The organism is Methanosarcina sp. UBA289, from assembly GCA_002496565.1.
In the GTDB taxonomy this organism is placed as follows: Archaea; Halobacteriota; Methanosarcinia; order Methanosarcinales; family Methanosarcinaceae; genus Methanosarcina.
Genome location: DAKJ01000025.1, coordinates 98,902 through 119,553 on the forward strand (window position 1 = coordinate 98,902; position 20,652 = coordinate 119,553).

Annotated in this window: 17 protein-coding genes; 8 read left to right on the forward strand and 9 right to left on the reverse strand. The window is 40.1% G+C overall.

Translation table 11 applies throughout. The annotated features are described in order from the left end of the window. Positions 1-184: 184 nt before the first annotated feature. Positions 185-685 carry an NOB1 family endonuclease gene (locus BP549_RS14210; protein ID WP_292376025.1) on the forward strand — a complete coding sequence of 167 codons (501 nt, stop codon included), beginning with the start codon at positions 185-187 and terminating at the stop codon, positions 683-685. Between the two features lie 165 nt (positions 686-850). Continuing rightward, positions 851-1,465 (forward strand): orotate phosphoribosyltransferase-like protein, encoded by a 615-nt coding sequence (locus tag BP549_RS14215; protein ID WP_292376027.1) that lies wholly within the window; start codon positions 851-853, stop codon positions 1,463-1,465. A 547-nt stretch (positions 1,466-2,012) separates the two neighbouring features. Here the strand turns inward: BP549_RS14215 and BP549_RS14220 are convergent. Then, positions 2,013-4,145 (reverse strand): DHH family phosphoesterase, encoded by a 2,133-nt coding sequence (locus tag BP549_RS14220; RefSeq protein ID WP_292381704.1) that lies wholly within the window; start codon positions 4,143-4,145, stop codon positions 2,013-2,015. Between the two features lie 584 nt (positions 4,146-4,729). Between BP549_RS14220 and BP549_RS14225 the strand changes: the two genes are divergently transcribed. Beyond that, entirely contained in the window at positions 4,730-5,512 is a 783-nt protein-coding gene (locus tag BP549_RS14225) for a slipin family protein (protein WP_292381707.1), read from the forward strand. 77 nt (positions 5,513-5,589) lie between these two features. Then, positions 5,590-6,894, forward strand: coding sequence for an NfeD family protein (locus tag BP549_RS14230; RefSeq protein ID WP_292381708.1), 1,305 nt, complete (start codon positions 5,590-5,592; stop codon positions 6,892-6,894). A 191-nt stretch (positions 6,895-7,085) separates the two neighbouring features. Here the strand turns inward: BP549_RS14230 and BP549_RS14235 are convergent, their stop codons facing one another. From BP549_RS14235 to BP549_RS14260, 6 genes are all read right to left on the reverse strand, one after another. After that, a complete protein-coding gene (locus BP549_RS14235) occupies positions 7,086-8,411 on the reverse strand; it encodes an AIR synthase-related protein (protein ID WP_292381711.1) in 1,326 nt (441 codons plus the stop codon). Positions 8,412-8,613: 202 nt separating this feature from the next. Further along, positions 8,614-9,222, reverse strand: coding sequence for an imidazole glycerol phosphate synthase subunit HisH (gene hisH, locus BP549_RS14240; protein WP_292381714.1), 609 nt, complete (start codon positions 9,220-9,222; stop codon positions 8,614-8,616). 986 nt (positions 9,223-10,208) lie between these two features. Next, positions 10,209-10,451: a class I SAM-dependent methyltransferase gene (locus tag BP549_RS14245; protein ID WP_292376036.1), complete on the reverse strand. Its 243-nt coding sequence runs from the start codon at positions 10,449-10,451 to the stop codon at positions 10,209-10,211. 168 nt (positions 10,452-10,619) lie between these two features. Beyond that, positions 10,620-10,760 carry a hypothetical protein gene (locus tag BP549_RS14250; protein ID WP_292376038.1) on the reverse strand — a complete coding sequence of 47 codons (141 nt, stop codon included), beginning with the start codon at positions 10,758-10,760 and terminating at the stop codon, positions 10,620-10,622. Positions 10,761-10,990: 230 nt separating this feature from the next. Further along, positions 10,991-11,692 carry a hypothetical protein gene (locus tag BP549_RS14255; protein ID WP_292381716.1) on the reverse strand — a complete coding sequence of 234 codons (702 nt, stop codon included), beginning with the start codon at positions 11,690-11,692 and terminating at the stop codon, positions 10,991-10,993. 524 nt (positions 11,693-12,216) lie between these two features. Further along, positions 12,217-14,145 carry a PINc/VapC family ATPase gene (locus BP549_RS14260; RefSeq protein ID WP_292381719.1) on the reverse strand — a complete coding sequence of 643 codons (1,929 nt, stop codon included), beginning with the start codon at positions 14,143-14,145 and terminating at the stop codon, positions 12,217-12,219. Positions 14,146-14,653: 508 nt separating this feature from the next. On the opposite strand from BP549_RS14260, the gene BP549_RS14265 reads away from it, so the two are divergent. Further along, a complete protein-coding gene (locus BP549_RS14265) occupies positions 14,654-15,115 on the forward strand; it encodes a hypothetical protein (RefSeq protein WP_292381722.1) in 462 nt (153 codons plus the stop codon). A gap of 323 nt (positions 15,116-15,438) precedes the next feature. On the opposite strand, the gene hisI is transcribed toward BP549_RS14265, so the two are convergent. Together hisI and BP549_RS14275 are read right to left on the reverse strand one after the other, a co-directional pair. Continuing rightward, positions 15,439-15,801, reverse strand: a complete 363-nt coding sequence (hisI, locus tag BP549_RS14270) for a phosphoribosyl-AMP cyclohydrolase (protein ID WP_292376046.1) — start codon at positions 15,799-15,801, stop codon at positions 15,439-15,441. An 87-nt stretch (positions 15,802-15,888) separates the two neighbouring features. After that, positions 15,889-17,868, reverse strand: a complete 1,980-nt coding sequence (locus BP549_RS14275; protein ID WP_292381724.1) for an amylo-alpha-1,6-glucosidase — start codon at positions 17,866-17,868, stop codon at positions 15,889-15,891. 170 nt (positions 17,869-18,038) lie between these two features. On the opposite strand from BP549_RS14275, the gene BP549_RS14280 reads away from it, so the two are divergent. The 3 genes from BP549_RS14280 to BP549_RS14290 all read left to right on the forward strand — a co-directional run bounded on the left by BP549_RS14280 (position 18,039) and on the right by BP549_RS14290 (position 20,244). After that, complete coding sequence (locus tag BP549_RS14280; protein WP_292381727.1) at positions 18,039-19,193, forward strand: hypothetical protein; 1,155 nt, start codon at positions 18,039-18,041, stop codon at positions 19,191-19,193. A gap of 294 nt (positions 19,194-19,487) precedes the next feature. Next, positions 19,488-19,805 carry a HesB/IscA family protein gene (locus tag BP549_RS14285; protein ID WP_292381730.1) on the forward strand — a complete coding sequence of 106 codons (318 nt, stop codon included), beginning with the start codon at positions 19,488-19,490 and terminating at the stop codon, positions 19,803-19,805. Positions 19,806-19,881: 76 nt separating this feature from the next. Beyond that, complete coding sequence (locus tag BP549_RS14290; protein WP_292376054.1) at positions 19,882-20,244, forward strand: nascent polypeptide-associated complex protein; 363 nt, start codon at positions 19,882-19,884, stop codon at positions 20,242-20,244. The last annotated feature ends 408 nt before the right edge of the window (positions 20,245-20,652 follow it).

Below are 20,652 nucleotides of genomic sequence, written 5' to 3' on the forward strand. Positions count from 1 at the left end.
TAACCTTCTTCAGCAAATTTAAAAACAATTTCCTTTGCCCGTGAGTCAACCTTTTTGAGTGAATTGCATCTTTATGTAAATTAGTCCGCTTGAGCGAACGAAGTGAGCGAAACGGACCCCGTCCTCCCGAGACGGGACTCGGGGCGGGAATCAATTATATACTAAAAGAGAAAAGAGAAGAAAAATGACCTATTACATAGCAGACTCAGCGGTTTTTATAATGGGAAACTGTGACCTGGACAGTTCCCTGATAATTACCGTCCCTTCGGTTGCAGAAGAATTGAAAAGTAGGGACTCCGCACTTCGTTTTGATCTTGCAAAAGAAGGAGGGTTACGTGTGGAATGGCCAGATCCCAAAATGGTAAAAGAAGTTAGGGAAATGGCTGAGCACACCCGGGACTCCGAGGAACTCTCAAAAACTGACCTTGAAATCCTTGCAAAAGCTCTTGAATACAGGGACAAAGGCATATTGCTTACGGATGATTATGCAGTCCAAAACGTTGCCGTACAACTTGGGATTCAGGTAAAACCCATTGCCCAGAAAAAAATAAAGGATATTATTATCTGGCAAAAACAGTGTATTGGCTGCAAAAAAACTTTTGACAAGGGGGATGTTTGCCCTATATGCGGTTCACCCCTTAAGAAAAAAAGAAAAAAAAGTAGAAAAGAGAAGAGTTACTCTTGAGCTGAAGAAAAAGATATAATGCTTGATAATGTAATAGTGTCTTTAATTGAGAGAATATACATTTGAATATAGTTTTCCAGGCAGTATTCCAGGCAGATTATAAGTAAGTTGTAAAATGTGTCGAAAAATACAGCCAGATAAAAAAACTCAGGTGGGAATGGAGGCATGAAGAATATAGAAGACTTAATCCAGAAAGCTGTGGAACTGCAAAGCAACGGGCTTGTAACCGGCCAGATTGCTGACGAACTCAACGTTTCAAGGGAAACGGTTACCTGGCTTTTAACCCGTTCAAAAAAAGAAGTAGCAGTCCCCGCTCCGAAGGATATTTCCGTGAACTGGAGCAGTATAGGAAAAAGTGCTACGCGGCTCCACTACATCTCGCTTGCGCTCTGCGACATGGTGCTTGAGACTCTGGAAAAAACAAACGCCGAAGTCGACGTAGTTGTCGGTGTCGCTGCCAGTGGAATTCCTCTAGCAAGCATGATGGCAAATGAGCTAGGAGCTGACTTTGCCCTCTATCATTCCCGTAAAGGACAAGACGTGGTTCAGCCAGGCCAGAAAGGAACAATAAGCAGGAATTTCGGAAGCGTTGCCGGCAAGAACTGCGTGATCGTGGATGACGTCATTACTACAGGCTCTACAACGATGGAAGTTATAGAGCAACTTAGGGAAATGGGCGCGAAACCTAGAGCCGTAGTGGTTCTTGTAGACAAAAAAGGCGCAGACATGATTGCTAATGTCCCGATCCAGTCTCTTGTAAGGATTGTACGCTTGGACTAAAAGGCAAAGTAAGGACAAATTGTTAAAACTTTTTTGCGCAGAAAGCCTTTCCTGGTGAAATAAATAGGAAAGGCAAGCTTTTTAACTTAATTTTCTTTCTTTTATATGAGTTAACTATTTACCCCTAACTGATGCAGGACTACAAGATCAACTTACTAGGATTGAGAAAAAGCTGGTATAAATTTGAGAGAAGTGTAGGGAAAGTCTTATGCACATATTTTTCAATAACTTAATTTACTACTTAGAACCACAAATTTTAAAAATAAATAGTCTAGAGATTTCAAGCAAAATAAATAAGAAGTTCTCTTCTCGTTTTCGTTTACTAGCTAAAAATTTCCCAAAATCTGCAGCTATCTTTAAAATTTTTAATAACTAAAATCATCTGCATAATTTTAGAATAAAAATAAGCTTGATAGTCTTTTTTGAAGGAAAAATCTGAAAAAACAGAGCTTTTGTAAAAATAGAATTTCTTAAAATAAACTAATTAAGAATAGTATTTTTTTATCCAGAATAGAAGCAAAGGAAGGAAAGAGGCTATTAAAGCCCTTTAATACTCGACGTCTGCGGATGCAATCTTCTCGGCAAGCCTTGATAGCACCTCAGTCCTCATTCCTTCTACAAACTTGATACTGCCCACAACAAGATGTCCTCCTCCGCTGACGCCGGCACCTTTCATTTCTTCCCGGAGTTCCCGAACGATTTTCGGAATATTCATAAGCACGCCCTTGGAGCGGATAACTGCAAAGTCAGGACCATATCCGATGGTTACCACGGGATTATCCAGATACTTTTTAGTAAGCACGTCATGAACTTCTCCGGAGGTCTTTCCTGGTGGCGGGAAGGTGAATTTCTGGGCGTAGTTTTCAACGTCTATCACATTCATAATAGCCCCATTTGCCAGTTTTTGAGACTTGACATTAAAGAGGCAGGTCTCAAGCTGTTCCTGTATCATGGAATTTGCTTGTTCGCAGAGCAGGGAAACCAAGTTTTTATGAGTCTCGTGATCCCCAAGATCCAGAATGTCATCGATAAGGCCCTTTCCACTACTAAATTTCAACCAGAACTGTTCATAGTCCAGAGCCAGAGCCATTTCTTTCAATTCTTCAAGGGTATAACAATCCGAGGCAAGAGCTATGTACCTTTCAGCTTCCGGAGCCTCTGAACGGTCTCCAACTGCCGAAACCGCTGGAAGATGCTTTATTGTATCGCTAATGTCGGGATTGATCATACGAGCAACTTCAGCGCAGAGCATTCCGGCAGTAACCCCGAAATCCCCTCCCACATGCGCAGGATTTACGTGCCCTATAAGATATTGATCAACGATCTCATCGGGATGGTGATGGTCAATTACAAGCATATCGATTCCATAAACACTGGCTTGCCGCATTGAAGGAACATCTTCTTCGGTAGATCCATTGTCAACAAGAATCACAAGCGGCATTTTCTGCCCATGCCTGGAAAGATCTTCAAGCGCAAACGAAATATCTCTCGTAACGTCAGCAAGCTCATAAAAAGGAGCTTTAGAAGGAGCGCGTTTGTAGAAGTAATATTCCGCATCTGCTCCCCCTATTTCTGTAATAAGGGGTAGGATCGCTCTCTCAAGTGCAATTGCCGAGGTAATTCCATCCGCATCAGCATGATGCCTGAGAATAATTGGGGTTGAATGGAGAATAGCTTTTTTTATCTCTCTGGCTACATGGAGCATCTTAGGTTTAAGTTTCTCCATAATCTCGCTTTTGACAAGGAAAGGAATATCCGCAGGAGCTGCTTTTTCGTTAATTACACTTTCAACTCTGCCCTTGACAACTGCTTCCTTCTCACCTGTCAGCTTTTTCATACTCATGACCTCGATCTGAATCTGGTCATCTCGCAGAGTCACTTCTCCAGTAATGGAAACTATCATTCCTACATCAATGTGTGGATAGGATCTTTTCCCAGCACTCTCAAAAGCTGCACAGGGCACAAAACCTCCCTCATCGCCGATGGTAAAAATCGTGGGCCCGCTAGTCTGTTTTACCTGAATTACTTCCCCTTCGATTCTTAGTAGCCTGCCCTTCATACTGGAGTCAATTTCAGCTGAGTTCTTGAGTGGAAGTTCTTTTTCAAGCTCGATAGTTTCGTATTTTTTAAGGGTTTTCGGGATCAGATCCAGCTTTCCTCCTGCCTTGACGCTTTTTACCAGAACAATTACGGCTTCCCCGACTTCAGGAGGAACCCCGACATTGCTAGAGTGCATAAGCCCTCTTACGTGAGAGTTAAGATCCACAAAGACCCCAAAAGAAGCTTTACTGCTCACTATCCCATGGTAAAGCTTTCCTGCCTCCACGTCCTTAAGGTCGCAGGATTCATCAAGGGCATAAACATACTGAGAACGGACACAGGAATCACATAGTTCTTCATCAGGATCCTGAGGGTTCTCAATACGCGCTCCACAAGCCTTGCATGTGTATATCTTTCCCAGTCCTTCGCAGGTTTTGCAGGGGGTAGTTATGTCGATACTTCCAGTGCCTTTACACTTATCACATGCAGTACCATTTTTTAGAAAACTGTCAAGATTTTTTTCTGACATTTTCATGAAATCAATTGATTTTGATTTACCTTTGCCCTTACATTGAGGGCAGATTTCAGTTGAAACAACTTCATAGCCACGTCCGTGGCAGTCTGGACATTCCTTACTCATATAATACCAACACCAATGGTTCTTCCGAACCCGCGTTTTCTTGAACTACTGTTGCGGCCCAGAACATGTTCCTGAACCTGGACAGTGTTTCTCGTTTTTATTGTCAGCTTTTAAGTACGTTGATCTAACTATACAGCCCTACCCAGACCGAAAACTAATTCCATTCTGCTCTCTTCCCTGTCAACTCACTTTTCCCTGTTTTATATTTTCTATGTTTCAAATATAAGTATTTTCAGAGATAACTATTTCTCAGAATGAGTCTCTCAAGCAGCCACTTCATAATTTTGTACAATCAGGTATCTGCATTTCTAACACTTATTTCCTTCTCCGATCTCGCATTTCCTTCTCCGATCTCGCTCAAAATCTGAAAAATTGAAGTCAATAGAAAATCTAGAGAAGAAATTAAGAATAGATAATATAGTATAATATAGTTTTTCAGTTATTTTGAGAATTCAGGGTGCAAAGTTTTTGAATGATGAATACTTACTCTATAGAAACTTTTATTATCAATAATCCTAACAAAGAATACTTAATTATTATTAGATATGATTTAAACATTAATGGAATGAGAGGGCATAACAATTATGAGTATTTTTGCAAGTCAAATATATCTTCCTGTATTGTTAGTTTTAATATTAATACTCTCACAATCAATAAAAGTAGTTAACGAATATGAAAGAGTAGTCATTTTTAGGCTGGGCCGCCTAAGTGGTGTAAAAGGGCCAGGGGTTTTCCTGATCATACCGATTGTTGATAAAGCTATAAAAATCGATCTGAGAGTTGTTGCCATCGATGTGCCCAAGCAAGCCGTAATCACCAGGGATAATGTCACGGTTGAAGTGGATGCAGTTGTTTATTATAAAGTCGTGGAACCTGGAGCTGCCATAACTCAGGTTGAAAATTATATGTTTGCAACTTCTACCCTTTCACAGACTACCCTGAGAGACGTAATGGGCCAGATGGAGCTTGACGAACTGCTTTCGGAAAGAGAACATATCAACAAACAAATTCAAGAGCTTCTGGACGCATATACTGATCCGTGGGGGATCAAAGTTACAGGCGTTACAATCAGGGATGTTGCCCTGCCAGAAACAATGAAAAGAGCAATTGCAAAACAGGCTGAAGCCGAAAGGGAAAAGCGTGCCAGGATTATCCTTGCGGAAGGAGAGTCTCAGGCTGCACAGAAAATGAAAGAAGCTGCAACCTTTTATGAGGGAACACTCTCAGCGATTAAATTGAGAGAACTACAAACTTTAGCCGAGATTGCCAGGGAAAAGAATCTCATAGTAGTAACACAGTCCCAGTCTCTTGAAACCGGAAATATAGCGGCTTTATCTAAGGCTATTGCCGACAGAAAAGAGCAATGAAGGAAAAAACTGAAGAAAAGGATGATAATGCAAAAAAGAACTGAAGGAGATGGATAAGTAAGAAAGGACTGATAAAAATGCCTGTAAAAGGGATTCACCATTTTCTCCTTATCTTCTTCCTGTGTTTCATCCTCACAGCCGCTTATATACCGTCTGTGGATGCCGGGCCTCAACAGAAAGTGCTTGTGCTTGAGATATCTGAGGCTATTACACCAGCTTCGGATGACATTATAGCGGATGCAATAGAAAGAGCTGAAAACGAAAATTTTGAGGCTTTAGTAATCAGTTTGAATACCCCAGGGGGAGGACTGGATGAAACCCAAAAAATCATAAGTTCAATTGAGAATGCGAGCGTGCCTGTTATTGGGTATGTGCCTGAGAGCGGAAAAGCCTGGTCAGCCGGCACTCTTATCCTTATGGGAACAGATATTGCTGCAATGGCGCCCTTTACGGTCATCGGATCAGCTCAGCCTGTTCAGATGTCGGCTGAAGGGACAAAACCCATTAAAGACGAGAAAATAATAAACGCTCTTGTCAAATTTTCGGTTGCAACAGCCAGTAAACATGGGAGAAACGAGACCTTTGCAGAAGAAGTAATAACTAAAAACAAAAATCTTGACGCGCAGGAAGCCCTGAAGGCCGGCGTAATAGAATATGTAGCTCCTTCTATTCCAGACCTATTAGTACAGATTGACGGGCAACAAGTAAAAAGAAGAATCCTGCAAACCGAAAATGCAGAGATCGAAAACTATGAACCTCCTCTTTCTCTATCCCTTTTAAGGCTTATTTCAAATCCGATAATTTCCTCCCTTCTTTTGACCCTAGGGATTTATGGTCTAATTTTTGGAATCGCAAGTCCAGGAGCTGGAGCAGAGGTTTTTGGAATCATCTCAATTGCACTGGGATTGATAGGTACAGGCTTTGATATCAATATCGGGGCAATTTTTCTTATTCTTTTAGGAATAGGACTTCTTATTATTGAAATCAAAGTACCTGGTTTTGGAATATTCGGGCTTGCGGGACTCATCAGTCTCATAATAGGAAGTATACTTCTTGTACCCATGGGAAGCGAAAATATTTACACCCCCGAGTTCAGGAGACTTCTTACCTTGACAGTTGTTGCTCCAACGATTGTTTTTGGGCTGTTTCTGGTTTTTGCAATATACAAAGTAAACGAGATAAGAAAGAAAAAACCGGTCATTGGAGAGTTTATAGGAGATACTGCGCAAACCATAGATCCTCTCGGACCTGGAAAAACAGGTTTTGTTCGTTATAAAGGCGAATACTGGAAAGCCAAATCAGAAGAGAAAATTGAACCGAAGGTAGAAGTAGAAATCACTGGAAAAGTAAGGGAAGTACTCTTAGTAAAAAGAAAAGTGTAATTATTCCTTCTTCTCCAGTTTAATTACTTTTTGACTTTACTTTAATTACGAAGTTAATAATTCATGGTTAAGCCCTGAATTAAGCAATTTTTCGCTAAAGTATTTTTTAAAAGGCTTTAGCTTAACCTGAACTAGGTAATTTAAGCAGTTTTCGCTAAAGCCTTTTTTGAAAAGGCTTTTTTTAAAAAGCTTTATCTACTTCTTATTTTTTCAAGGACTTTTTGTTTCTTTTCGATAGCTTCATGCGCAGCCTTATCAATTGCTGCTTTCATTTCTTCAAAGTCCCTGGGATTTTCTTCCCCATGTACTTTTTTCACTGGTGTGTAGGCGGACTCCCTAAATCTTGGTGTGAAGTCCCTACATTCTCCATTTAAGAAGATTTCAGCTCCATTTCCTTCCTCAACACGCCCTATAATGTCAATCTTAATACCTGCAGCCCTGATATTATCGAGGATCTCGTTAGCATATATAGGGGGGACAATTATAAGCAGGGCATCGAGAGAGACTCCCAGATAGTCGATTTTTAGATGCTCAAGCATTGAAAGTACCTTTGGGTTCACAAGAGCCCTTATCTTTTCCTCTTCAAAGACCAGTTTTACACGTGCGGTCTTTGAAATTTCCTTGGCATCACCCCGGATTCCGCCATTAGTAACATCTGTCATCGAATGAACCTTTTCATGCAGCCCGGACTGCAACAGAGCCTCACAGGCTTCCAGGAAACGGATATTAATGGTTTCCTCTACAACCTCATGCATCCCGTAATAAAGCGCAGTTGTAGAAATCGTGCCCCCGCCTGCACCTTCAGTCATAAGAATAAGGTCTCCTGCTTTGGTGCGGTTGCGCGAGGTAAGCAAAGAGGTTATACCTACAGCCCCAACTCCACCTGTCATGCGTTCACCTATAACCATATCCCCGCCGATTCGAAGCGTGCTTCCAGTAATAAGAGGTATCCCGGTAAGTTCCGAGACCGTGGTTATTCCTGCAATATGGTCGAAGATCTTTGCTACATCTCCGTCGTCAGCTACATGAATATCGGAGAGCATTGCGAGGGGTCGAGCTCCCATAGCGTATATATCACGCAGAGCTGCCCGGGCTACGTGAAAGCCCGAGAGAAAAGGAAAGTCGCTAAGGCGAGAGTGAATCCCATCAATAGTAACTACAAGGTAATCTTCCCCAATTTTGACAACTCCGGAGTCGTCAAGCTGGGAGCTGTCCACAACTGCACCAGTCTTACCTATAACTTCTCCAAGCTTGGAGTGAACGTAGAAATCCCCTGTACCTCTGGAACCTACCCCGAATTCTCCCATAGAAACTCCTGAGAAAGTTGGACTTAACACGTCTCCTTCCACATCAATTGTTGCTTTTGCCTCACAAACGACCGCAGCCGCTATCTCATGAGCTCTTTCCAAGCTTATATGCTTAATTTCAAGAATTCTTGAAGCTAGCTTTTCCTCAAGCCCTGCTTCGTTTGAAGGGTCCTCCCTGAGAGCCCGTTTTGCGTAGCCTTCTATATCCATAGTCACCATCTCTTGCAGATATTTCTGCCCTGAAAGGTATAGGGCAGGATAATTTGGCATTCAGGTATCGTTTATTAATTTCAAGTAGTCTGTTAATTTCAGATGCTTCAGTATAAGATAAGTAGGAATCAGAATTCAGCAACCAAAAGAAAATGAAAAAACAAATTTCGAGCACGAGGGCAAATTCCCAAAAGAATTCCTTTTAGCACATATCTACGAAGTTTTTCAGGATTTTCAACCCAATAGCTCCACTCTTCTCAGGATGGAACTGGGTGCCCATAACATTGCCTTTAGAGTTTACAACCGAAGCTGAAAAATCCAGCCCGTAATTGCAAGCTGCAAGGGTATTTTCAGAAGATGTGTCCACGTAGTAGGAATGCACGAAATATACGAAAGAGTTGTCAGGAATCCCTTCAAACAGGGGGTGATCCTGCTTGATTTTAATATTGTTCCAACCAATGTGAGGTACCTTTAAATCGGATTTTGGAAAGCGCAGTACCTTGCCGGAAATTAGGTCAAGCCCGCCAGTAAGCTTTCCTTCCTCCGAAGAACTCATTAGAACTTGCTGCCCGAGACATATCCCGAGCATCGGCTTGCCTGACCGTACATATTCTTCTATAATCCCTTTGATGGGGTCAAGACACTTCATCGCATCCACAAAAGCGCCGACACCAGGGAGAATTAAACCGTCTGCGGCAAGAATCTCCTCAGGATCCCCGGAGATTACGGGACTTGATCCGACGTGTTCGAGCCCTTTTTGAACACTGCGGAGATTTCCAAGCCCGTAATCGAGAATCACAATTCTTTTCATAGCTTTAACAAACAAAGTTAAGATAGATTAACTTTACGAGCAAGAAAAAAGATAGCAGGGAAATAATTAAAAGAAAGAAAAATAAGACGAAAAATAAAGGAGATTGTAAATCTTTTACGGTCAAGACCTGCCAGCAGGAAGGCTGCAAGAGCTTTTCTCCCTTTCAAAAATCACCTTGTATTTGCCACAATGTATGCATTCATAGCGTTTTTCGAGCACTGTTGGCAAAAAGCACAATGCCCCGCTTTTTCGTTTCCATTCATGCAGTCCTAAAAAACACAAGAAACTACGGTTACGATCCGATTCGTCTGAGTCATCAGAGCATTCCTGAGTCAAAAAACTGTTTCCCCTCGTTTCTGATTGTTAAGGTTATTCTACAATAATAAGAAAATTATGGGTAAAAGAACTATATAAATATATAGTTTTCAATGAGGATATCAAAAAGTTGATTTATATAAAACAATGCTTGATTAAAAATAAAAGAGAAAAAATAAACATAAAGATATAAGAAACTTTAGCATGAATAATTTAACAAATTTAAAAGGGATAAAATATGGAAAAAAATCAGGTTGTAATGATTGAAACAACAAAACATAGATTATGTCGTTTATCATAAAAATCGGCATTGTCTTAAAAAGTTATTACAATTTTCCGCGTAGACCATTCGCTCTATCGGTGTCGAGGCAAGTATCCGACCAGTATGTTTGATATATCTCTCGGCCATTTCGTCGTAACCCACGTCCTCGATTGCCTGCCAACCATACTCTTTTAGAAAGTTTGGCCATGCGTCTGGCCCCATCTCGAAAAGTCAGATTTTATTTTTTACCACGTACTTTTTGTAGAAATTCTCCCAACCATGCATGAATCGACCATCAAGAAAGTCCTTGCAAATATACGTAAAAACAAGGCGGCTGCCCCGTGCAGCCTTAGCCAGAAAATCAAAGGTTGACCTGATGCCTTTTTCTGTCAGATATTGAGTGACAGCTTCAAATATGAAAAAGGTCCGCTTGTTTCGTAGAATAACCGTGTGATTCCAGTATGGTACCAGGATCTTCGAGGTCGAGGTTTATTGCAACAAGTTTGATATGTGAAGGAATTTTTCCAAGCACCTTACAAAGTCGGCCCTGCTTGGCTTTGATGTTTTCAAGTTGATTGACCTCCCAAACAGGTATGTCATATAGAGCAGGTAAACGATATGCTCGGGTATCAAATCCTGCACCCAGCTTCACTACCGCTCCAATCTGATTGCTCGAATAGATTAGTTTCTCGTCTAATTAGTTTCTCGTTAGTTTATCGTCTATATACCGCTTTTTACACGCCAAGCCATCCCAGATGCCGGGAAAATCTTTCTCGGTCACATGGATCAGACAGCTTCTGACCCAGTTGGGTCGCATCAATCATACTAACACTCTTGCGCTGAATGGCAATACACGATATGCCAAGTTATCCTCTATAATGCGTTGCTTTTCTGGAAAATATTGCTCAATAGCGATTAGCACTGTTGGACTTACTCCTGTTTTAGCTGCTGCTTTTGCCACAATATTTTACTCCCGAAATTAGAGACTTTTTATTATTTTCTGGTTTTCCTTTTTCTCCAATCATGCAAAAATTAGGACTTACGCACTTATGATTCAAAATCGAGTATACTAACCATTATAGAGAAAATTTGAGTTTTAGAAAATTATGAGTTTATTGTACTTAATTTTGAATCATAAGTGTGTAAGCTCTAAAATTGTATAAATTGATTGAATTTTAAGACAGTCATCAATTATGCATACATACAATTTTCGTTTAAACGCCCCGATATAAACAACTTGGCTATTATTGGCACATCGGTATTCTTCACAACAAACAATTCTCTTTTACCAAAACGTACACAGCCTTTATGTATACTGTAGTTCACCCCTCCTAATTTTAATCTATTACTTGCTTCATCAAAGTGTTCGTAAGGGACTTGCAAAACGACGATATCAGAAGAATGCACTTTCAATATGCATTCACTATAAGCTTTGTTAATGTTGCAGTTTTGTTGTTCCGATGTTATTTCAGTGATTATAGCTTCAGCTTCAGTTTTATCTGAAAATACTTTATCTGCAAACTTCTTGAACTCGCCAACAGTTACAAAGATCACAGGAAGCCAACACTTAGTTTGAGTATCACTTTCAGAAAGATCCCAAGAGAGTGGCAAATCTGGAATATTACCTGAGAAGTGTTCGAAAAGAATACTCATGCAAGGCACTGGAATAAGTTCTCTCATTTCAATTAATGCATTTAATGCTATGCATACTGATTCCGAAAGTCCAAAAGCATGTAAAACATTTCGTTGCTCAGGGTCAGATAAAGTATATTCTCCCTTCCCAAATGTTTTAGATAAGTCAGTACTTGTTGCAAATCCTACACTTTCGATGAAACAAAGAATCTGTTGTTGTAAAGGGCATGATTCTATTATCCCAGCTAGGTCATCATTCATCTTTTAAACTCCCCCATATTTTGTAAACATCAATTATGAGTGAAAAACGCATTCCTAGATTATAGTTTTAGATAGCAGAGAGAAAATAGAAAGATTAAGGTTTTAAGCATATTTCCACATTTCTAGATACACAAACATAAGGATTTGAAATTAATTTTGGTCAAAAACCTCAATTCTACACTGTAAATTCTCCCTGACTTTTGGCTCTGCGTGATGTAATTTACTCAATCTGACCACAACCCCTGAAATTTAATAATACAGAATTATGTCAAACACTATATAAGATTTTTGAGGTTTAGAGATTGTTAAATTAATAGAATGAAGCAAGCAGCAAAAAAGAAGAACAAAAGAGAAGAAGGACAGGAAAAACAGAATACTAAAAGGAAGAGAAGAAGAAGGAGAGAGAGGAAAAAGGAATTAATAAATAAAGAATGAATAACAGTAAAATAGAAAAATAAGGGGAGAAAAACTAAGAAATAGTGGGAAAGAGAGAGAATAGCTCGAAAAAAGGTAATTGGGAGAGGTCAGATTAGTCTGATCTCGATCGTTTCTCCCTTATCCTGGGCTTCCAGAATATCGGATGCAAGGTCTGAGTTTGCCCTGAGTTTAACGTCTCCATGCCGGCTTACGGTTGCACTGAAAAGGTACTGGTCTTCAATATATATTTCCACATCCTTTCCTGCAAGCTCCGGAGCCCCAAGAATAAGATGCTTCTTATCTCTTTCGATAAAAGGATGAACGGAAGAAACAGCAGGCACTTCCTCAAAGCTAGATGTTCTTCTTTTCTCTTTGGGAGCTCTGCTTTCAGCTCCGTATTTCCGCCTGCCTTTTTCTTCAGCTTTTGGAGCTCCAACCTCCAGTTCTCTTACATCGATGTGCAACCCAAGGATATCTTCAATGCGGTCAATGACGTTTCCTCCTTTGCCAATAACTTTCCGCACCTCATCTTCCCGGACCTTTACGATTGCGCTGTCATCTGAAGTCACTTTTACTTCAACAGGACCGGAGGCATACCTGCCAATAACATTTCCGATCTCCTCCTCCGCAAGCTTCCAGGCAGGTTTCCTGAGTTCGGTAGAAGGCCCAACTGGCATAACAACAACCTGTTCCCCATAGGTATAGATCTCATATTCGACTCTTCGGGTCTCAAAGTCTGAAATAACAATTACCGGCCTTGCAAGGTCCTGTTCGGTCATTCCATGCGGAACCTTAACCGTAAATTCAAGTACCAGAACCTTTGCCACTTCTCCTTTATCAATAAAAATAACGGTATCCACTACCTGAGGGATCACACCTAATTCAACCCTTCCTATCAGGCGTTGAATTGCATCCACTGCCCTGGTTGCATGTACTACCCCAATCATTCCCACGCCTGCAAGCCGCATATCCGCGAAAATTAAGAAATCGCTTGTTTTCCGAACCTCATCATATATCGTATAATCAGGCCTGACCAGTAGCAAAAGATCCGCCGTATTTTCCATCCTGCCATTCAGAGGTGAATACTGGGTAATTTCAGGAGGCACCTGGAGGTCTCTTGGGGATTCCATAGTTTTTACCACCTGCCCTTGGTCATTCAGGTATCGGGCAACTCCGGCGGCAAAAGTAGACTTTCCGGCTCCTGGAGGACCGGCAATAAGAATACCACGCTGACTTACAATCCGTTCTTTGAGCTTATCACTTAGCCGGTAATGCTCAAGATCCACAATAACTGTTGGCCTCACAACCGTAATTTCCATATCATCGGAAAAGGGAGGGTGAGCAATTGCAATTCGCATATTTCGGATTTGCAGGACAGTAGCTCCACTTGAAGACATCTCGATAAAAGATTCCGGGTCCAGTCTCGCCCTTTCAATAAGTTCTTTCGAGATACTGGAAAGTTCCAACGAAGTAACAGGTTCATCACGAATCCTTACGTAATGTATATCCCCTACAGGCCCCTTCTTGGCCATAGGAGAAACTCCGTTTTTGAGATGTACAGACATAGTATCATCAGTGAAAAAATGCTCTACTTTGAGAGACGTAAACTCTGAGGGATCCAGGGTTTTGGGATGTATATACTCAACATTAAGTCCCTTTGCTTTAGCTATAAGAGACTGTACCCTGTCTTCGCTCAAAAACAACCCTCCGACCTCAATAGCAGTACTTCGGATAAGAGCATCCACTCTACCTTCTTTTGAGAGCTTTATCTCCTCAAGAGTGGGTTGAACCCCGCTGAATTTAAGTTGAATCTCTCCCCTGTCTGCCAGCTTGCGAAGTTCTGAAAGTTCTTCAAGCCCTTTGAAACCTATTTCTCTGCCCTTATTTGCCTGAGCCTCAAGTTCCGAGACTACAGCTTCGGGAATGATAACCTCAACGCTCCCGAACTCACCACTTTTAATTCGGGATGAAAGTCTCCCGTCAATAATCACGCTTGTATCCGGAACAATTCTCCATATCCGCTTCTCATCAGCCATATAAGGAAATATAGAGTTAGAAAGTATATAATAAAACTTCTGGCAATTTATTTTATAAGAAAGAAACCAGAAAGTGGTGCAGAGTAAGAATAAAGATTTGGGAAAGCTAAATTTTGACTAATAAAAATAAAGATGATTAATTAAATACACAAATTTTTGATAATAATAGAAACGTGATTTTTTTATCAGGATTTATTCTAAAATATAGTAACTAAATAAATATTAATCACAGTTTTGGACATAAAAGATCTAATTTTAATTAATATTGGTTTCTAATTTATATTTCTCTAATTATTATATTTCTGGAATAATAATACACTAGTGATACAATGGAGAATCTTTTTTATCGGCAAATAAGGAATAAATGGAATATACTATTTAATTTGTCTTCTTAAAATATACTTAGATCATTTATTCAGAGAGTAAGTATATTTGTCTAATGATATGAGATTGAAAAGCCGAATAAAGTGAAATTGTATCTAATTAACCAGAATGATGGAGGCAATAGATGGGAGAGAAAAGGTTTAGCAAAATAAAAAAGACTGTTATTGTTTTGTTGGCTGTCTTTCTTGTAATATCTTTGACAGCTGCATCAGCAAGTGCGTGGTACTCAAAGACTAGCAACGAAAAATGTAAAAGCACTCCTCATGAAAAGATCGCTAAAGAAAAAGTAGCTAAAGAAAAGTGCGTTAAAGAAAAGGTAGCTAAAGAGAAAGTAGTTAAGAAGGTAGCTAAAGAGAAAGTAGTTAAGAAGGTAGCTAAAGAAAAAGTAGTAGTTAAAGAAGTAGTTAAAGAGAAAGTGGAAAACAAAGTTTTAGGCTTTGCAGAAAATAAATGGTTCGGTGGCGGTTGGAAGGGCGACTTCCGTGACAATTTCAAAATAAAGTTATTTAACGTCGGTGGCTGTTTCACAGAACGCGGCGAGAGATATTGTGACAACGGTTGGTTCAACGACTGTTGGGATTGTTAATGTTGACAAATTCAGCCAACGATCAAATTAGTCATAAGTCCATACCAATAACGACCCATTTGTAAATTCCACATTTGATTAGAAGCAGCGAGACTCTTAAAATTAACTAAAGAGTCTTTACTGATAGGACTTACGTAGGAAGAGAGCTAAAATGAAGCGTAGATAGGTCTGTAGCAAATATTTTAAAGGAAACATAACGTTCCATACCATCTTTTCACCATCTTTTTTCAATTTAACTGCGTAAGTCCTATTCATAATAGTATAAAGATATAAAGAATACAAAAGGAAAAAAGAAATGAATAAAAATTTACCAAATTTTTAGATTAATATACATTATCCGGCTCGAAGACTTTCTCTCCCACAATCTCTCCATCAAGATTTCTATAAAAACAGGACCTGTACCCCATATGACAGGCTCCACCAACCTGTTCTACCAGCAGGAGAAGAGAATCCATATCACAGTCAACCCTGATATCTTTTACTTTTTGTATATGTCCTGAGGTTTCTCCTTTTTTCCATAATTGTCGTCTGCTTCGACTCCAGAAGTGTGCAATTCCTGTCTCTACAGTCTTCTCAAGAGCTTCTCGATTCATATAAGCACACATCAGCACCTCCCTGCTAAGCTGGTCCTGAACGACAGCAAGGATTAGACCTTTCTCGGATTTTAAGGTATCAAAATCAATCATGGGAGATAGATTGCAAAACTAGTATAAAAAAGGGAGGGAATTAGATTTAAAAGCTGCTGAAGAGACAACAGTAAGCCTGGTACTTTTTCAAGGCTTTATTCCAAGTACATCCTCAACGTATGCCCTGAGAATTTCCGCAACGCTCCAAGCCTGAGCAATGCAGCCACCTGGAGAGTAAGGATAGTCGCCATCAAATACTTCGGAAATAGTACCTAAACCTGCTGTTTCAAGGTGCACATCAAAACCCTGAAGGAGAGCCCGCATATCTTCAAGACTTTCTTTAGAATAGTTGTGAACCTTCCGATAAGCTTTCACGTAAGCGCCAAGGAGCCAGGGCCAGGCGGTCCCATTATGATAAGCCGCATCTCTTGTTACTGCGTCTCCACAATAATGTCCCTTATATAAAGGATGATCAGTCGAGAGGCTTCTAAGCCCAAATGGTGTCAAAAGGTCTTTTTCAACTCGGTCTACAATCGCTTTTTCTTTATCAGAAGAGAGCATGGTATAAGGTAGAGCCACTGAAAAGATCTGATTAGGGCGGATTGCCGGATCTTTAACCTGATTTCCTGCTTCGTCCTGAGATACAAGGTCAAAGAGACAATTAGTCTCCGGGTTCCAGAAAACATTCTCAAAATTAGAAGCTACTCCGGCTGCAAGAGTTTCATATGAGGAAATGTTTTTCCCTAAGAGACTACCAAGATTAGAAGCCGTTTTCAGAGCATTGTACCAGAGGGCATTGATTTCGCAGGCTTTACCTGCTCTTGGGGTTACCGCCTGCTCCCCAATTTTCGCATCCATCCAGGTTAACTGAGGTCCCTGCCTGATAAGATAATCGGAATCCATACCGATTCCAAAGTCCGTACCCTTACGGTAATTATCTATGATACTATCCATTGTATCCCAGACATCCGAAAGGAAAAGGAAGTCCTTAGTATATGCGAAATATCGGCCTACAGTGTGAATAAACCAGAGAGAAGCATCCACAGTGTTATAAATTGGTTCTCCTCCAAGCGACAGGAAAGCATTAGGAATCAGACCTCTCTTACAATGCCTGGAAAAGTTTTTGAGAATATATCTTGCCTCTTCAAAGCGCCGGGGGATTAAAAGCAGGCCAGGCATAGAGATCATGGTGTCCCTCCCCCAGTCTGAAAACCAGTGATATCCTGCAATCACCGTGTTTTCACCCGAAGAAGGATTTTTTACTATAAAAGGGTCCGCTGCCCTGAGAAGCTTAAGAGCAAAGGGCTCGGTAAGCCTTGAATTAAAGGCAAGGAGATTTTGTCGATAGACTTCCCTTGTATAAAATTCCTTAACTTGCTCGAGATTCAGAGAAGAAACATCTTCGGTTGAAGAAACAATAAAGAAATGTGAGGTTCCCAGCTTGAGTTTGCTTTCGAAATAACCTGGGTTGAAATTATCTTCCTGGAAGTTGAGCCCCCTCTGTCTCTCAATATCATACTCAAAGTTATAGTACCATTTGGGGTCAGAATGGTACTGGAGATTGGATGAGAGTGAAAAAGTAAAACCATTTGAGCTTTCAAGTTTTACTCCAGCAGGATTAGCTTTCTGAGTGAAGGAAAGCTCTCCTGAGCGAACGGTGTAATGGAAATTTCTGGAATTTACCAATGGGAAAATTCTTAGCATAGCTCCTTCTCTTCTGGATCTGATGTCATAGAGAATGCAGGTTGTGTTGCTGTTGTGAATCATGAAGACCTTTTTCTTTATGGTAAAATCGCCAGGGCGATAAACCCAGAGAGGAAAAGGAGCAAGGACGAATTTGGAGAGGTAATTGAAGCCTGAAGGAAAAACAGTACCAGGATACTTATGGGTTGCAAGCCGATAAACTTCATCTTTAATTGAGATTTCCTCATCAAGAGAGGAAAGCAATACAAACCTTCCTGGAGAGTTTTCTGGAGCTGCTACTAGCAGTCCATGATAGGTTCTTGTGCCTGCCCCTATTACTGTAGATGAGGCATATCCCCCGAGTCCATTTCCTACGATCCACTCTTTCTTTATTCCTTCTTCATATGTGGAAAAGGAATCTGCTCCAAACCTGATACCACTCATAAATATCTGGTTAGGATTTAATTTCTTAAATATTTGTACCCTTAGAAAAAAGAATTGGGGAAATATAAAAAGGAGAAAAGCCGGCTTATAGTAAAAAAATGTCAAATTATTTAATTTAAGGTGTGAACATAAACTATTTTAGCTGTGTAGGATATAAGAAGGTGAGAATCATGAAGCAAGACCTTTTAGAAATCCTTGTTGACATCTTCAAATCCTCTGGATACAATGTCACAATATCCAGCCAGTGTGACATCCTTGTGGAGAAAAACGGGCATCAGGCTTACATCAGGTGTGCCCTGCAGCCAGATTATGAGGAAATAAAAGCTTTTTCCGAAAAGATAGGGGACTGTACAGGAATCTACGTAATGACCCGTAAAGGGTCTGAAGAAATAATCAATTATGCAACTGAACTTGGGATCTATATTTGGGACAGGAACGAGCTGGCTCTTCAAATTGGAAGAGCGATTCTTGTAAATCTGGAAAAGAAGTTAAAGATCTCGTATGCTGAACCGGAAATTCAAGCAGAGAATGAGACACGAGATCAGCACAGACAAGCAACTTCCGAATTACCTGTCGAAAACTGTGGGCTAAAAGAAAAGTTCAGAGAAGAACCCTACTTTAACGGAGAACTCTTGCCTCTTCAGAACCAACACTCAGAGGTTGAAAAAGATTCTTTTGAAACTCAACCTCCAACACGAAGCTTTGAGGAGAGAAAAAGCTTAAGTAAACCGGAGCAGGTTGAGGCTCCAGAGACCAAATCGTACGAGATACTAAACATACAGTCTGTAGAGCCAAGGATTTCTAAAAATCAGGCGATTATTATTTCGAAACCATACATAAGCAACCCTAAGGATGCAATTTTAAAATTTGTACCTTTCTGGAAATATAGATATAGCGTAGAAGTTGAAAAACGCTTCAGGTCAAAAGTCTTAAGTATTGACGAAAAGGGAAAGGGATTTCTTAACGCTTTAAACAAATCAAAAGAAGAGATGGAAATTGAGGGGCTTGGCGCGCCTACAAGGATCCCAGCCGTGCAGTATGAGTTAAAAAGACCGAATGTGGATAAAAAACAGGCAGAGAAGATTCTTCTAGACTTAATTATAGAGGAAAACACACGCGAAATACATTTTAACAATACGGAAGGACAGGCAGTTATATATGAGCACAGGTGTCTCAGCCCTAGGCATGAAGACATACAGCTCGATATGGAGCTCGTTTATATCCCTGTCTGGGAAGTAAAGGGGAAACGTAACTCGCTAGAGATCAACGCTTATAATGCAAAGGTTCTTGAGGAGCCTGTTGATGAAGATGCCGAATTTCTGTGAATTTAAAACGTGAAAAAGTATTGGAAGAAAAATATATTAAATAGAAAATATATTTATAGATATTGGCAGAATAACAGGATCCCTCGAAAAAGAATCCCACCCTACCTTCCAGATTCCTGTGAAAAAAGATCTTTTTCAGGAAAAAGCGCAATTTTACGATAAACGTTATATTTGCCCAATGAAAGAGTATATAACCTTTGGAAATTATCTGTAAGCTGTAACGGATGGCATCTTATAGGAAATAAAACGTAGAATTATTTCAAAAAAGTATGGAAAATAAAAAGAGGTGCGTAAATGATAGAAGTAACAGACAGAGCTGCTGCTGAATTGAAAACATTGATTGAGCAGGAAGAGAAACCTGAACTTGCTCTCAGAATTTTTGTTGCCGGGGTTGCCTGCAGCGGAGTTCAGTATGGATTAGCCTTTGACGATGAACTGAAGGAAGACGACGTGACTATGGAAAGTAACGGAATTAAACTCGTTATGGCAAAAGACATTGAAAGAAGCTTCTCTGAGGGCAGCATTGACTTTATTGAGGACGAAAGCGGGAAGGGATTCCTTATCCGCAATCCAAATGCTGGTGGATGCGGCACCTGTGGCGGATGCCATTAAGAAAAGTAAAATTGTGCTGAAGGTATTGAACCCGAACCTGAAAAAAATAAACAAAAAATAAAGGAGAAGCAAGTCTATGTTCCCAGGAATGGGAGGTGTGGGAGGCCGGGGAATGAACCCGGCTAAAATGAAGCAGATGATGAAACAGATGGGAATTGATGTTAAAGAGCTTAAGGATGTTCAGGAAGTAGTTATAAAGACTGCGGACTCTAATATCATTATAGAGAATGCAAGTGTTACTATCATGAAAGTCCAGGGTTCGGAAACATACCAGATCGTAGGTGACGTAAAGGAAGTCCCAAAAGAGCTGGAGATTCCCGCTGACGATATAAAGCTTGTAATGGAGCAAACCGGTGTTTCTGAAGAGGAAGCTCGGACAGCTCTTAAAGACTCAAATGGAGACCTGGCAGAAGCCATTGTGGCACTTTCTTCTGCCTGAATCTTTTTTTATAAACTTAGTAATTACTGTCCCAGAGTTCCGTTTTAGAGTTCCGTTTTGAGAACACAGAGTTCTTTTCACTCCTCTATGCTACGCTCAAGAGGCTAATTTTTGACAAGTAATTTTTTGCTCAGAGTTACATTTATTGTAATTTCAATTCTACCCATAAGATAAGTGGATTTCGTTATTAGCTCAAGAGAGGCAAAGAAAGAAAATAGACTAGATATTAAACTAAATAAGATAAAACTGTTTTTAACGGCTTTTAAAATAGGTTCAACAGTTTCAAAAAAATATATTCTTAATGAAGTATAACAAGTCATAGAATCAGTGTTGGAAAAATAATATTGTAAGAATAACAATATAAAAGATCAATAAAAGTATCAAGATTGATTTAGAAATAGAAGAATA

Excerpts from the sequence above, each read along its gene's own strand:
- BP549_RS14210 (WP_292376025.1), top strand. The coding sequence starts at position 185 with ATGACCTATTACATAGCAGACTCAGCGGTTTTTATAATGGGAAACTGT.
- BP549_RS14215 (WP_292376027.1), top strand. The coding sequence starts at position 851 with ATGAAGAATATAGAAGACTTAATCCAGAAAGCTGTGGAACTGCAAAGC.
- BP549_RS14220 (WP_292381704.1), bottom strand. The coding sequence starts at position 4,145 with ATGAGTAAGGAATGTCCAGACTGCCACGGACGTGGCTATGAAGTTGTT.
- BP549_RS14225 (WP_292381707.1), top strand. The coding sequence starts at position 4,730 with ATGAGTATTTTTGCAAGTCAAATATATCTTCCTGTATTGTTAGTTTTA.
- BP549_RS14230 (WP_292381708.1), top strand. The coding sequence starts at position 5,590 with ATGCCTGTAAAAGGGATTCACCATTTTCTCCTTATCTTCTTCCTGTGT.
- BP549_RS14235 (WP_292381711.1), bottom strand. The coding sequence starts at position 8,411 with ATGGATATAGAAGGCTACGCAAAACGGGCTCTCAGGGAGGACCCTTCA.
- hisH (WP_292381714.1), bottom strand. The coding sequence starts at position 9,222 with ATGAAAAGAATTGTGATTCTCGATTACGGGCTTGGAAATCTCCGCAGT.
- BP549_RS14255 (WP_292381716.1), bottom strand. The coding sequence starts at position 11,692 with ATGAATGATGACCTAGCTGGGATAATAGAATCATGCCCTTTACAACAA.
- BP549_RS14260 (WP_292381719.1), bottom strand. The coding sequence starts at position 14,145 with ATGGCTGATGAGAAGCGGATATGGAGAATTGTTCCGGATACAAGCGTG.
- BP549_RS14265 (WP_292381722.1), top strand. The coding sequence starts at position 14,654 with ATGGGAGAGAAAAGGTTTAGCAAAATAAAAAAGACTGTTATTGTTTTG.
- hisI (WP_292376046.1), bottom strand. The coding sequence starts at position 15,801 with ATGATTGATTTTGATACCTTAAAATCCGAGAAAGGTCTAATCCTTGCT.
- BP549_RS14275 (WP_292381724.1), bottom strand. The coding sequence starts at position 17,868 with ATGAGTGGTATCAGGTTTGGAGCAGATTCCTTTTCCACATATGAAGAA.
- BP549_RS14280 (WP_292381727.1), top strand. The coding sequence starts at position 18,039 with ATGAAGCAAGACCTTTTAGAAATCCTTGTTGACATCTTCAAATCCTCT.
- BP549_RS14285 (WP_292381730.1), top strand. The coding sequence starts at position 19,488 with ATGATAGAAGTAACAGACAGAGCTGCTGCTGAATTGAAAACATTGATT.
- BP549_RS14290 (WP_292376054.1), top strand. The coding sequence starts at position 19,882 with ATGTTCCCAGGAATGGGAGGTGTGGGAGGCCGGGGAATGAACCCGGCT.